We start from the raw sequence: 13,702 nt of genomic DNA on the forward strand, positions 1-13,702 counted from the left end.
TATTTCAGGATTCGCGGTGTAACCGGGTTAGATAGACGTAAATAGGAAATATTTACAACGCTAACCCTTTACACAAAATGCAAATCTTTCGCATCATGTCGCCATTGTTTTGTGCACTCGCACACGTGTCCCACCTCTCGAAGCAGGATGTTCGCCATGATTCGTTTGCCTCTGGCCTCCGCCAGTTTGCTGGCCATTGCTATTTCACTCGCCGGTTGTGGCGACAAAGACCAAGAAAAAAACACAGCAGCCCCAGCCCCTGCCGCGGCGACGACTCAGGCAACTCCCGCGGCTGACATCAGCGCTGTGAAAATCGACGAAGCGGCCGCCAAGGCCGTGGTTGCCCATTACGCCGACATGGTTCACGCCGTGTACAGCGACGCTCAAAGCACCGCAAAAAAACTGCAAACCGCCATTGATGCCTTCCTCGCCAACCCTAACGACGACACCCTGAAAGCCGCCAAGGCCGCGTGGGTAGAATCGCGCGTGCCTTACTTGCAGAGTGAAGTCTTCCGTTTCGGTAATACCATCATTGACGACTGGGAAGGTCAGGTGAACGCCTGGCCGTTGGACGAAGGCCTGATCGACTACGTTGACGCCAGCTACGCACACGCACTGGGCAACCCGGGCGCCAACGCCAACATCATCGCCAACACCCAAATTCAGGTTGGCGAAGACAAGGTCGACGTCACCGAAATCACCCCTGAAGTATTGGCCAGCCTGAATGAACTGGGCGGCTCGGAAGCCAACGTGGCCACCGGCTACCACGCCATTGAGTTCCTGCTGTGGGGCCAGGACCTGAACGGCACCGGCCCTGGTGCTGGCAACCGTCCTGCCTCTGACTACCTGGAAGGCGAAGGCGCCACCGGCGGCCACAACGACCGTCGTCGCGCTTACCTCAAAGCCGTGACCCAACTGCTGGTTAACGACCTGGACGAAATGGTCGGCAACTGGGCACCCAACGTGCCCGACAACTACCGCGCCTCGCTGGAAGCCGAGCCAGTACAGAACGGCTTGCGCAAGATGCTGTTCGGTATGGGCAGCCTGTCGTTGGGCGAATTGGCGGGCGAGCGCATGAAAGTGTCGCTGGAAGCCAACTCCCCTGAAGACGAGCAAGACTGCTTCAGCGACAACACCCACAACTCGCACTTCTACGATGCCAAAGGCATTCGTAACGTCTACTTGGGTGAGTACGTGCGCGCCGACGGCACTAAAATGACCGGCCCAAGCCTGTCGTCACTGGTGGTCGTGGTTGACCCTGCGGCTGACGCGACACTGAAATCAGACCTGGCTGACACTGAAGCCAAAATTCAGGTCATGGTGGATCGTGCTGCCAAGGGCGAGCACTACGACCAGTTGATCGCGGCAGGCAATGAGTCCGGCAATCAGGTGGTGCGTGATGCCATCGCCGCTCTGGTCAAGCAGACCGGTGCCATCGAACAGGCAGCAGGCAAACTGGGCATCAGCGACCTGAACCCGGACAACGCCGATCACGACTTCTGATCCGAAGGCTTTGCGCGCAAGACATAAGGCGACCTTCGGGTCGCCTTTTTACTGTCCGCCAGACCTTTGAAACGCTTTATGCCGCTCCCTTTTCCAGCTAGAAGACGCATTGACTGCCGCACGTCAAACCAAACGCTAATTCCTCTTATTTCAATTCTCCTTCCCTGCTAAACTTTGCGCCCTCGATTTTGCTCGTAGAACTGGACGCTGATGCCTTCGTTGCCTCTTCGCCTGTCACTGCTGCTCGTGGCCCTGAGCCTGGGCGGTTGTGATGATGCCCCGCGCTTTACCAAACCCGAGCCTGGCGAAGCCCGCTCCGGCGGGACCACGACAGTGCGCAAAACCGACCACAACGCCTTCTCCATGCCATCCGCCAATCTGGCGCCCAGTCGGCGTCTGGATTTTAGTGTCGGCAACAGCTTCTTCCGCAGCCCGTGGGTAATCGCCCCGTCTACCACCACGGCGCGCGACGGGCTTGGGCCGCTGTTCAACACCAATGCCTGCCAAAACTGCCACATCAAGGACGGTCGCGGCCATCCGCCAGCTCCCGGCGCCAAAAACTCAGTGTCGATGCTGGTTCGCCTGTCGATCCCGAATGAGCCGACGTTTGCCACGATGATCGAGCAAGCCGGGATCGTGCCCGAGCCCACTTACGGCGGCCAGTTGCAAGACATGTCGGTTCCGGGCGTCGTACCGGAAGGCAAAGTACGGGTCGAATACACGACAGTACCCGTCCGGTTCAAGGACGGCACCCACGTCGAGCTGCGCAAGCCCACCCTGCAGATCACCCAGTTGGGTTATGGCCCGATGCACCCCGACACACGCTTTTCTGCACGGATTGCCCCGCCCATGATCGGCCTCGGACTGCTCGAGGCCATTCCCGAAGCGGCGATCCTGGCCAATGTCAAAGACGACACGGCGGGCGGAGTGTCCGGGCGTCCCAATTGGGTCTGGGATGACGCGCAACAAAAAACGGTGTTGGGCCGATTCGGCTGGAAAGCCGGCCAACCGAACCTCAATCAACAAAATGTTCACGCCTTTTCGGGTGATATGGGGCTCACCACCTCGTTGAGACCCTTCGATGATTGCACCCGGTCGCAAACGGCATGCCTTGAAGCGCCCAACGGCAACGGCCCGGATGGCGAGCCCGAAGTCAGCGACAACATACTGCGTCTGGTCGAGTTCTATACCCGCAACCTCGCCGTGCCTGCGCGGCGCGATGTCGGTGCGCCCCAGGTGCTGGCCGGGAAGAACCTGTTCTACAAAGCTGGCTGTGTGGCGTGCCATACCCCAACATTCACCACCGCACACGACGCCGCCGAGCCTGAACTGGCCAATCAGGTCATTCACCCCTACAGCGACCTGCTGCTTCACGACATGGGCGAAGGCCTGGCCGACCACCGGACCGAGTTCACAGCCAGTGGTCGCGAGTGGCGCACACCGCCCCTGTGGGGGATTGGTTTGACGCAAAAAGTCAGTGGCCATACACAGTTTTTGCATGACGGTCGTGCCCGCAATCTGCTCGAGGCCGTGCTGTGGCATGGCGGCGAGGCCGAACCGGCGCGCCAGCAGGTTTTACAGTTCAATGCCGAGCAGCGCGCTGCGTTGCTGGCGTTCCTGAATTCTCTTTAAACGCCTACACGATCGGGGACCCCGACATGTTTCGACCCAAGTTGTTGTTCACCAGCCTTGCCGCCCTTGCCTTGGGTGCGTGTGCGCCCCAAGACCCGCAGGCTGTCACCTCGGCTGCGATCGCCAAACAGGTGATCCTGCCCACGTATAGCCGTTGGGTAGACGCTGACCGTCAACTGGCCGTCAGTGCTCTGGCTTATTGCCAAGGCAAGGAAAGCCTGGACACCGCGCGTGCCGACTTCCTGCACGCTCAGAAAGCCTGGGCCGAACTGCAACCCTTGCTGATCGGGCCGCTGGCTGAAGGCAACCGCTCGTGGCAAGTGCAGTTCTGGCCCGATAAAAAGAACCTGGTTGGCCGTCAGGTCGAGCAGTTGGTGATCGCCCAGCCGCAGATCGATGCGGCTGCGCTGGCCAAGTCGAGCGTTGTGGTGCAAGGGTTGTCCGCTTATGAGTACATCCTGTTCGACAGCAAGATCGACCTCGCAGACGAGACCACCAAAGCCCGTTACTGCCCCCTGTTGACCGCCATTGGCGAACGTCAGAAGCAACTGGCCGAAGAGATTCTCGCGAGCTGGAACAGCACCGACGGCATGCTGGCGCAAATGAGCAAGTTCCCGAACCAGCGCTATGCCGACTCCCACGAGGCCATCGCTGACCTGTTGCGGGTTCAGGTCACGGCACTCGACACCTTGAAGAAAAAACTCGGCACCCCGATGGGCCGTCAGAGCAAAGGCATCCCGCAGCCCTTCCAGGCAGACGCATGGCGCAGCGAGTCGTCGCTCAAGAGCCTGGCCGCCAGCCTCGCTGCGGCGCAGACGGTGTGGGTCGGTGTCGATAACAAGGGCCTGCGCGGCCTGCTGCCTGCCGATCAAAAGCCGCTGGCTGACAAGATCGACGCCGCCTACGCCGCCTCGCTCAAACTGTTCAATGACAACACCCGGTCGCTCAATGAGCTGCTCGCTGACGACGCCGGTCGCGCTCAACTGGATGCGATCTACGACAGCTTGAACGTGGTTCACCGCTTGCATGAAGGTGAGCTGGCCAAAGCACTGGGCATCCAATTGGGCTTTAACGCCAACGACGGCGATTAATGAAGGAAGGTTCGATGATGCGCAGGCAAGCTCTGAAACTTGGCGGGTTACTGCTCAGCGCCGTCACGCTGGGCGGTTGGTCGCTGTTCAAACAGAAAGGCCAAAGCCCGCTGTTGCTCAGCGCCCGGGACGATGTGGACGGCAATCACTTCGCTGTCGGCTACATGCTCGACGGCACGCAGGTGTTCAATACCCAGGTCAAGCAACGCTGTCACGACATCATCAACCACCCGACGTTACCCATTGCGCTGTTCGTCGCCCGTCGGCCCGGCACCGAAAGCTACCTGATCAGCCTCAAGGACGGGGCACTGCTGCAAACCGTCACGTCGCTGCCCAACCGCCACTTTTATGGCCACGCCGTGATTCACAAGGACGGTGAATGGCTCTACGCCACTGAAAACGACACAACCGATCCGGGCCGCGGGTTGCTGGGGGTTTACCGCTTTGCAGGCGACCGCCTGATTCACAGCGGCGAGATCCCGACCCATGGCGTCGGCCCGCATCAAGTGTCGTGGATGCCTGACGGCGAAACCCTGGTAGTGGCCAACGGCGGAATTCGTACCGAAGCCGAAAGCCGTGTCGAAATGAACCTCAACGCCATGGAACCCAGCCTGGTGCTGATGCACCGCGACGGCACCCTCCTAAGCAAAGAGACTTTGAGCCAGCAGATGAACAGTGTGCGGCACTTGGGTATTGCCAGCGATGGCACCGTGGTGGCCTGCCAGCAGTTCATGGGTGATGCCCACGAGTTGTCGGAGTTACTGGCAATCAAGCGCCCGGGCCAGCCATTTGAGCCTTTCCCTGTGGCTGAGCAACAGCTACGCGCGATGGGCCATTACACGGCCAGTGTGGCGGTGCACAGTGATCTGCGGCTGGTGGCATTGACGGCGCCGAGGGGCAATAGATTCTTTGTCTGGGATCTGGACAGTGGCACGGTGCGGCTGGATGCACCGTTAGCGGATTGCGCGGGTGTAGCGGCTGTGAAGGACGGGTTTGTAGTGACCTCGGGGCAAGGACGGTGCCGGTTCTATGATTGCCGACAACCCCAATTGACTGCCAAACCGCTGGATCTACCGGCCGGGCTTTGGGACAACCACCTGCACGTGATGTAACGCAGGCCCGGTGTAGCAACTGTCGGAGAGAGCGTCGCCGAAGGCCGGTCCGGCGACTGCTATCAAGCCCTCTGACATGTTTTCAACCCTGTGGACGTAAACCCTGGGACATACCAAACATGAACAACAGCAGGTCATGATCGGGCGTGGCCACGTTTTGAACCTTGGCCACCCTCGGCAACGGGCAATGATTGCCACTGAGGGTAGCGCTCAATACCTGTGGCCTGGGCTGCTCCCAGGCGGCCAGCGCCACTGACGCAATGGCCAGTGCCGCCAGCAAAAACAAACCTCGTGCAATTTCTCGCTTCATCACCGTAACCCTTTGATGGCGCTGCCAAACACCGTTTCGTAAAAGTAGATGAGTTTGCGCCAGTCGGTATCGCTCCACGACGAATGGCGTCGTAACTGTTTCAGATCGTGTGAGGCAGCTTTATAAGGTGTCAGACGTTGCCTGCATTTCTCCAGATCAAGCAGAGCGACATCTACCTGTGCAGCCTGGGCGGTGCCAGTGACCCGCACAAAAACGTGTTTGATATACAGACAGCCATGCTGCCAGCGCCCCAGGTGCATACGCGCAAGGTTCTGTGCGACTGCTTCCAGTACACGCTCATGTACGGCTTCACCGAACCGTTCACGACCGCCCGCGGCGTACCATTTTTCAATTTCGATATAGCCGTCCAATGACGCCGTGACCAACAAGGCACGCCATTGTTTGTCGCCCGCCTGTTTCGCGCCGCAAAACACCAACTCGGGCACGTTTACATTAAGTTCGCGCAGCCCGAGCAATGCATCACGTTCTCGCAGCACTGTCGGCCGTCCCTGCGGGTACCGCCAGCTGCGGTAAATATGACCCACTTGACGCTTGGCATAGAGCAACTTGCCGCCTTCATAAATCCTTTGTACGCCACTTTCCCCGCCCCGCCGCTGGTTGGGCTCTTCAACCCATTCACCTTCCTGGCGCCAGTAATGTTCAAAACAATCTTCAGTGGACATCGGGGGTTGCTGTACAAAATCAACAGTCATGAGTTATCTCTTGCGTAGTACGTAAACCCGCCACATCGCGTACAGCGGAATAAAATCCAGATGTTTCTGAATGGTGAAACCAGCCTTTTTAAACTCTTGCTCAACCGTAACAACGGGTAACACAAACCGATTTTGGTAACCCTCCTGCACAGTTGAAGCGCCGCGCCGATGCTCAAGGCGCTTACGTTTCCACGCCTTGAAATTGCCATCGACCCACAGGGAAATAATCACACTGTCGCGGCTGACACGATGAAACTCCCGCAATAGAGCCATCCGGTGACTTGCGTCATCGATATGGTGGAGCAGGCGCATGCAAAAAATGCTGTCGACTGCGTTATCGGGCAGGTCGATATCAAAAGCAGAGGTCTGCAAACGGCGTACCCGTTTTACCACCGAGGCGGGCTGCGCATTTGAAGCCACATCAAGCATAGACGCCGAATTGTCCGCGCCAATGATTTCGCGATTATGTCTTTGTGCCAGCAGCGGCCAGAAACGCCCCGCACCGCACGGCAAATCCAGCACCACAGCAGGCTCACCGGCCAACGCCAGCGCATGGCGAGCCAGTTGCTCATCCCGGGCATGGGACAAGCGGCGTGCCAAACCGTTCTGGTGCTTTAACAGATAATCCGAGGCGTGCTGCTGGTCGTACTTTTCAGAAAACTTGAGTTTGATCGCGGGGCTCATGATGGCTCTCCTGAAGCGTGTAGCCATCACCTTAATCAGGCAGCTGTGAGCTTCAGGTCATCAACGAGTGAAAAAAATGTGGTGTAAACCCGGCAATGTTTGCGAGGTTTTACAGGCTAGAAATGGTGGCGCAGGGCCACTTCACGACTAAAAACGCTCGTTTTACGACAACCTGCCGGGCGCAGGCTGTCGTAAAAGAAGGATTAGTCTGAAGGATTAAGTTCTACGCGGAAGCGGCATCCATTGGGCTCCATGGTCGTCAGCGTCACGCGCCAGCCCTGGCTGTCACAGATTCGCTGCACCAGGGATAGCCCCAGGCCGAGCCCTTCTCCGCGTTTTTCACTGCCGCGCACGAAAGGCTGGAACATCGCCTGACGTTTCTCTTCCGGGATGCCTACGCCACTGTCTTCCACCACAAACCCGGCGGGTTCCAGGGTGAGGCGAATGAAACCCGTGTCGGTGTAGTGCAAGGCATTGCGCAGCAGGTTGCCCATCACCGCATGCAGAAAAGTCGCGTTGTAGAGCGTATCGAGTGGTTCGCCCGGCTGATAGATCAATTCCAGCCCTTTGGCTTCGATTGGCCCGCGCCACAGACTGATCAAGCCTTCAGCCACCGTCGAGAGGTTGACCTTTGGCGACATGCTGGCGTCCTCATGCTGCGCACGCGCCAGCATCAGGAAGGTTTGCACCAGTTCACGCATTTCTTCACAGGCACGGGAAATTCGCTCAACCTGCGAGCGGCTGCGCTGATCCAGGCCCGGACTTTCGAGCAACAGCTCGCAGGAACTGGCCAGCACCATCAATGGCGTACGCAACTCATGGCTGACGTCACTGGTAAACAACCGCTCACGCGTCAGGGTGGCACGCAGTCGGCCCAACGTGGCGTCAAAGGCCACGGCCAGCTCACCCACTTCGTCAGCCGCGTAATCGGGCGCCAGCGGCGGCGCCAGCCCAAGGAGCTGGTCGCGATGACGCACCTGCCGCGCCAGCCTCACCACGGGAGCCATCACCCGCCGAGCCAGCACCCACCCCAGAAACACTGCCAGCGCCAGTGCCAGCACAAAGCCCACCAGCACCACGGCAAACAGCACCCGTTCGCGCTCTTCAAAGTCACTCTGGTCTTGCAGCAACACGTAGCGACGACCGTCCACCACTTCCACCATGGCGTGATACGACAGCTGATCGCGGAATACCTCGTGGAAGCCGGGTTCCAGATGGCGCAAGTCCTTGGGCAAGGCAAAGTCGCCGCGACCGCCACTGTAATAAAACAGCTGATCGGGTTCGGGGCGGTGGTTCCAGTCCGCGACGTTGTCCATCAGCAACAGGCGCTGCAAGTCGCCGCCAAGGCCGGCCGAGATGAGCTTCTCTTCCACCAAATGCACAGTGGCCACGATGCCCATGGCGAAGGTACCCGCCACCAGCGCGCTCATCAGCGCAAAAGCAATGATGATTCGCTGGGCGAGGCTTTGCTTAAACTCCATCGCGCGCCTCGGCGAGGCGGTAGCCCACGCCATGCACGGTTTGCAGCAGCGGCTTGTCGAACGGTTTGTCGATCACTTGGCGCAATTGATGAACATGGCTGCGCAAGCTGTCGCTGTCCGGGCAATCATCGCCCCACAACGCTTCTTCCAGCACTTCACGGCGCAACACATGGGGGCTTTTCTGCATCAGCACGGCCAACAACTTCAGGCCCACAGGGTTGAGCTTAAGCAAACGCCCGTCACGGGTGACTTCCAGGGTGTCGAGGTCGTATTTCAAATCCGCTACTTGCAACTCGCGGCGCCCTCCGCCCTGCGCACGGCGCAGCACCGCTTCAATGCGGGCCGCCAACTCAGACAGTGCGAACGGCTTGAGCAGGTAATCGTCGGCTCCCGACTTGAAACCTTGCAAACGGTCGTCCAGTTGATCGCGCGCGGTAAGCATGATCACCGGCGTATCACGACGGGCATCTTCACGTAGGCGTTTGCACAAAGTGTAGCCGTCGATACCGGGCAACATGATGTCGAGCACGATCAGGTCGTAATGCTCGGTGGCCGCCAGGTGCAACCCCGACAAGCCGTCTTGCGCACAATCGACGGTATAGCCCTTAAGGCCCAGATAATCGGCCAGATTGGCGAGGATATCGCGGTTGTCTTCAACCAATAGAATTCGCATGGGCACTATCTCCGTACGCAGTTACGGCCGTCTTGGCCCGCGCAGCTTAGTGCGAACAACGCCGCAGGGCTAGCGCCACAAGGCGTTCGAAGGATTTAGTTGGACGGCTGACGCCCTTAACATTTTTTTCACTTACGGTTCACAAGTGGCCGACAGCCCTCTGAGCAGACTTGCGCACCCCACGGGTTTAAGGAAAACCGACCATGCGTCTGCTGCACACTGCGCCAATGCGCTATCTCCTTCTGTTGACTGGCTGTTGGCTGGCGACCTTTCTCATCACTCGTGGCGTTTTACTGGCCACTCACGTGGGTGAGGCGGGCAATCACTGGCTGCCCGTATTCGGCATCGGACTGCTCTACGACCTGGGCTTTTTAGCTTATGCCGCGTTGCCGCTGGGCCTTTACCTGTTGCTCTGCCCGCCTGCGCTGTGGCGCCGACGCGGACATCGCTGGTTCCTGCAAGGGCTGTTGAGTGTCAGTTTATTCGCCATGCTGTTCACCGCCGTGGCGGAGTGGTTGTTCTGGGATGAGTTCGGCGTGCGCTTCAATTTCATCGCCGTCGACTATCTGGTTTATTCGGACGAAGTGCTTAATAACGTGCTGGAGTCCTACCCGATTGGCGCCCTGCTCAGCACCATCGCAGCCGTGGCCATCGCCCTGAGCGTTGCCCTGCGCAAGCCCTTCAAGGCAGCCATGAATGCGCCATTACCTGCTTTACGCGATCGCGCGGTTAGCCTGGCCGGTTTGTTGTTAATCGCAGGGCTAAGCCTGCAACTGCTCAATCAGGACAGCCCCCGCGGCCAAGGTGGCAATGCTTACCAGCATGAACTGGCAAGCAACGGGCCGTATCAATTCTTCGCGGCATTTCGCAACAACGAACTCGATTACCAGCAGTTCTATGCCAGCCTGCCTACCGAGGTCGTGGCCAAACAGATACGCGCCGAGTTGACGGAGCCCAACGCAACTTTCGTGGGCCAGGACCCGTTGGATATCCGCCGCACTATCGACAACCCCGGTTCGCCCATCCAGCCCAATATCGTGCTGGTGACCATTGAAAGCTTGAGTGCCAAATACCTGGGCAGCAACGGTGATGATCGCAATCTCACGCCGAACCTTGATCAATTGCGCAAAGAGAGCCTGTACTTCAACAACTTTTACGCCACCGGCACCCGCACCGATCGCGGCCTGGAAGCCATTACCTTGGCCATTCCCCCTACCCCAGGACGTTCCATCGTCAAGCGCATAGGACGGGAAAGCGGCTTCGCCAGCCTGGGCCGGCAACTCAACGCCGTCGGTTATGACAGTGTGTTTGTGTATGGCGGCCGTGGTTACTTTGACAACATGAACGCGTTTTTCAGCGGTAACGGCTACCGCGTGGTGGACCAAAGCAGTGTGAACGAAGCTGACATTCACTTCAAAAATGCTTGGGGCATGGCCGATGAAGATCTGTACCGTGAAACCCTGAAACTGGCAGACGCCGACTTCGCCAAGAACAAGCCGTTCTTGCTGCAATTGATGACGACGTCAAACCATCGTCCCTACACCTACCCTGACAACCGCATCGATATCAAGTCAGGCAATGGCCGTGACGGTGCGGTGAAATACACCGACTACGCTATCGGCCAATTCCTGAACGATGCTCGGAAGAAACCATGGTTCGACAACACGATCTTTGTCTTTGTGGCCGATCACACTGCCGGCAGCGCAGGTAAAGAAGATCTGCCAATCAGCAATTACCAGATTCCCTTGTTCATCTATGCCCCAAAGCTGATCCAGGCACGGGAAAGCGCACAATTGGCCAGCCAGATTGACTTGGCTCCGACGTTGCTGGGCCTGTTGAACCTGGATTATCAGTCCACCTTTTTTGGCCGCAACTTGCTGCAAGACAACCCGCTGCCGCCACGGGTGGTGGTGGGCAACTACCAGCATTTAGGTTTATTCGATGGCAAAGATCTGGCCATTCTGAGCCCGCGTCAGGGCCTGCGTCGCCACGATCAGGCGCTGACCGACAGTATTGAATCCCGCGCTCCGGCAACCGATGCGTTAATTGAGCGGGCGATCACCTACTACCAAACTGCCAGTTATGGCTACAAACAGCAGTTATTGAGCTGGAAACCCGTGCAGGCAGTGCCTGAGCAGATCACGAAACGCTGAACTCGACGGATAACTGCGGTCTTGGTGAAGGACCGCAGCGGTGGGCTTGAGTGGCACGACATCGTTTGCCACTCACCCGCTTGGCCAACGTGGTGTGCCACATGCCCAAACGCGAGGCAATAAAAAGCCCCGCCTGATTACTCAGGCGGGGCTTTTGCGTATCGGGGTAAGGCTGGCTTACATCATGCCGCCCATACCACCCATGCCGCCCATGTCTGGCATGCCGCCGCCAGCTGGTTTGTCTTCCTGGATCTCGGCGATCATCGCTTCAGTGGTGATCATCAGGCTGGCAATCGACGAAGCCGCTTGCAGAGCCGAACGAGTCACTTTAGCCGGGTCAAGGATACCCATTTCGATCATGTCGCCGTATTCGCCAGTGGCAGCGTTGTAACCGTAGTTACCCGAACCCTGCTTCACTTTGTCGACCACTACGCTTGGCTCGTCACCGGAGTTGGCAACGATCTGACGCAGAGGCGCTTCAACTGCACGACGCAGCAGCGCGATACCGACGTTTTGATCAGCGTTGTCGCCTTTCAATTCAGAGATAGCTTGCAGAGCGCGAACCAGTGCCACGCCACCGCCAGGTACCACGCCTTCTTCAACGGCTGCACGGGTAGCGTGCAGGGCGTCTTCAACGCGGGCTTTCTTCTCTTTCATTTCAACTTCAGAACCGGCGCCAACCTTGATCACAGCAACACCGCCGGACAGTTTGGCCAGACGCTCTTGCAGTTTTTCACGGTCGTAATCAGAGGTGGTATCAGCCACTTGTGCACGGATCTGAGTCACACGTGCCTGGATGTCCGCATCGTTGCCAGCACCATCGATGATGGTGGTGTTTTCTTTGGACAGGATCACGCGCTTGGCGTTACCCAGGTGCTCCAGGGTTGTGCTTTCCAGGCTCAGGCCGATCTCTTCGGAGATCACAGTACCGCCAGTCAGAACAGCGATGTCCTGCAGCATGGCTTTGCGACGGTCGCCGAAGCCAGGTGCTTTAACAGCAGCCACTTTCACGATACCGCGCATGTTGTTCACAACCAGCGTCGCCAAGGCTTCGCCTTCAACGTCTTCGGCCACGATCAGCAGTGGACGGCCGGCTTTGGCTACGGCTTCCAGTACTGGCAGCATTTCGCGGATGTTGGAGATCTTTTTGTCAACCAACAGGATCAGCGGACCGTCCAGCTCAGCCACCATGGTGTCTGGCTTGTTCACGAAGTAAGGGGACAGGTAGCCGCGGTCAAACTGCATGCCTTCAACCACAGACAGTTCGTTTTCCAGGCCCGAGCCTTCTTCAACGGTGATCACGCCTTCTTTACCGACTTTTTCCATGGCTTCGGCAATGATGTCGCCGATGGAGTTGTCGGAGTTGGCAGAGATAGTACCTACCTGAGCGATCGCCTTGCTGTCAGCGCATGGCTTGGCCAGTTCACGCAGCTCTTTGACGATAGCGATGGTCGCTTTGTCGATACCGCGCTTGAGGTCCATCGGGTTCATGCCGGCAGCGACGGCTTTCAGGCCTTCGTTGACGATCGATTGAGCCAGTACGGTTGCAGTCGTAGTACCGTCACCGGCGTCATCGTTGGCACGGGAAGCAACGTCTTTAACCAGTTGCGCGCCCATGTTTTCGAAGCGGTCTTTCAGCTCGATTTCTTTGGCAACGGACACGCCGTCCTTGGTGATGGTCGGAGCGCCGAAGCTCTTCTCGATGATCACGTTACGGCCTTTAGGGCCCAGGGTCGCTTTTACTGCGTCAGCCAGGACGTTTACACCGGCGAGCATTTTTTTACGGGCGGAATCGCCGAATTTAACTTCTTTAGCAGCCATGATCGTTCTTCCTTAAATACTGTGTAGTAACGGGAAAATGAGCGGGAAATCAGCCTTCGATAACAGCGAGAATCTCGTTCTCAGCCATTACCAACAGGTCTTCGCCGTCTACCTTCACGGTGTTGCTGCCGGAGTAAGGGCCGAACACAACTTTGTCACCCACTTTCACGGCCAGCGCACGCACTTCACCGTTGTCCAGAACGCGACCCGTGCCCACAGCGATCACTTCACCGCTGTTGGCTTTTTCAGCAGCCGAACCAGGCAGAACGATACCGCCAGCGGTTTTCTTTTCTTCTTCGCTGCGACGGATTACGACGCGGTCATGCAGAGGACGAAGCTTCATTGTCGATCTCTCCTAATTGTGGTGTTCATCGGCCGGTTTCATACCGGCTGGGTTTACAAGTCCGGAATTGCCGGGGGTGTTTCGCGGATAAGTGCTTGCTGTTGCCAGCAAAACCCTGCGGTGTCCGTTACATGAGGGCGGCCGTAGTGATTACAAGGGCCGACCCATGATTTTTTTTGCGAAGAT

The 13,702-nt window shown here is 58.0% G+C and carries 12 protein-coding genes; 5 read left to right on the forward strand and 7 right to left on the reverse strand.

Annotation, left to right across the window (positions count from 1 at the left end; all coding sequences use genetic code 11):
- Positions 1 to 156: 156 nt before the first annotated feature.
- The 4 genes from HBN68_RS05545 (at position 157) to HBN68_RS05560 (ending at position 5,338) form a co-directional block, all read left to right on the forward strand.
- Positions 157 to 1,503: an imelysin family protein gene (locus HBN68_RS05545; RefSeq protein WP_094994843.1), complete on the forward strand. Its 1,347-nt coding sequence runs from the start codon at positions 157 to 159 to the stop codon at positions 1,501 to 1,503.
- A 210-nt stretch (positions 1,504 to 1,713) separates the two neighbouring features.
- Positions 1,714 to 3,135 carry a di-heme oxidoredictase family protein gene (locus HBN68_RS05550; RefSeq protein WP_169963315.1) on the forward strand — a complete coding sequence of 474 codons (1,422 nt, stop codon included), beginning with the start codon at positions 1,714 to 1,716 and terminating at the stop codon, positions 3,133 to 3,135.
- 26 nt (positions 3,136 to 3,161) lie between these two features.
- On the forward strand, positions 3,162 to 4,226 hold the full coding sequence (locus HBN68_RS05555; protein ID WP_094994845.1) for an imelysin family protein: 1,065 nt from the start codon (positions 3,162 to 3,164) through the stop codon (positions 4,224 to 4,226).
- Between the two features lie 14 nt (positions 4,227 to 4,240).
- Positions 4,241 to 5,338, forward strand: a complete 1,098-nt coding sequence (locus tag HBN68_RS05560; RefSeq protein ID WP_169963313.1) for a DUF1513 domain-containing protein — start codon at positions 4,241 to 4,243, stop codon at positions 5,336 to 5,338.
- An 82-nt stretch (positions 5,339 to 5,420) separates the two neighbouring features.
- Here the strand turns inward: HBN68_RS05560 and HBN68_RS05565 are convergent, their stop codons facing one another.
- From HBN68_RS05565 to colR, 5 genes are all read right to left on the reverse strand, one after another.
- Positions 5,421 to 5,648 carry a hypothetical protein gene (locus HBN68_RS05565; RefSeq protein WP_094994847.1) on the reverse strand — a complete coding sequence of 76 codons (228 nt, stop codon included), beginning with the start codon at positions 5,646 to 5,648 and terminating at the stop codon, positions 5,421 to 5,423.
- The gene (locus HBN68_RS05570; protein WP_094994848.1) at positions 5,648 to 6,361 is read right to left on the reverse strand and encodes a lipopolysaccharide kinase InaA family protein; all 714 of its coding nucleotides are present in this window, start codon (positions 6,359 to 6,361) and stop codon (positions 5,648 to 5,650) included. Before HBN68_RS05570 ends, HBN68_RS05565 begins: the two co-directional genes overlap by 1 nt.
- A gap of 3 nt (positions 6,362 to 6,364) precedes the next feature.
- Complete coding sequence (locus tag HBN68_RS05575; protein WP_169963311.1) at positions 6,365 to 7,045, reverse strand: class I SAM-dependent methyltransferase; 681 nt, start codon at positions 7,043 to 7,045, stop codon at positions 6,365 to 6,367.
- A gap of 203 nt (positions 7,046 to 7,248) precedes the next feature.
- A complete protein-coding gene (locus HBN68_RS05580; protein WP_169963309.1) occupies positions 7,249 to 8,526 on the reverse strand; it encodes a HAMP domain-containing sensor histidine kinase in 1,278 nt (425 codons plus the stop codon).
- Positions 8,516 to 9,199: a two-component system response regulator ColR gene (colR, locus tag HBN68_RS05585; protein ID WP_048362807.1), complete on the reverse strand. Its 684-nt coding sequence runs from the start codon at positions 9,197 to 9,199 to the stop codon at positions 8,516 to 8,518. The genes HBN68_RS05580 and colR overlap by 11 nt, the downstream gene beginning before the upstream one ends.
- Before the next feature lie 203 nt (positions 9,200 to 9,402).
- On the opposite strand from colR, the gene HBN68_RS05590 reads away from it, so the two are divergent.
- Positions 9,403 to 11,352, forward strand: coding sequence for an LTA synthase family protein (locus tag HBN68_RS05590; protein WP_169963307.1), 1,950 nt, complete (start codon positions 9,403 to 9,405; stop codon positions 11,350 to 11,352).
- A 177-nt stretch (positions 11,353 to 11,529) separates the two neighbouring features.
- Here HBN68_RS05590 and groL read toward each other — a convergent pair whose 3' ends face one another.
- Positions 11,530 to 13,173: a chaperonin GroEL gene (gene groL, locus HBN68_RS05595; RefSeq protein WP_047274181.1), complete on the reverse strand. Its 1,644-nt coding sequence runs from the start codon at positions 13,171 to 13,173 to the stop codon at positions 11,530 to 11,532.
- 49 nt (positions 13,174 to 13,222) lie between these two features.
- Entirely contained in the window at positions 13,223 to 13,516 is a 294-nt protein-coding gene (locus HBN68_RS05600; RefSeq protein ID WP_016779794.1) for a co-chaperone GroES, read from the reverse strand.
- Positions 13,517 to 13,702 lie beyond the last annotated feature (186 nt).

This window comes from Pseudomonas sp. WS 5078, assembly GCF_012985745.1.
Classification (GTDB): Bacteria; Pseudomonadota; Gammaproteobacteria; order Pseudomonadales; family Pseudomonadaceae; genus Aquipseudomonas; species Aquipseudomonas lundensis_A.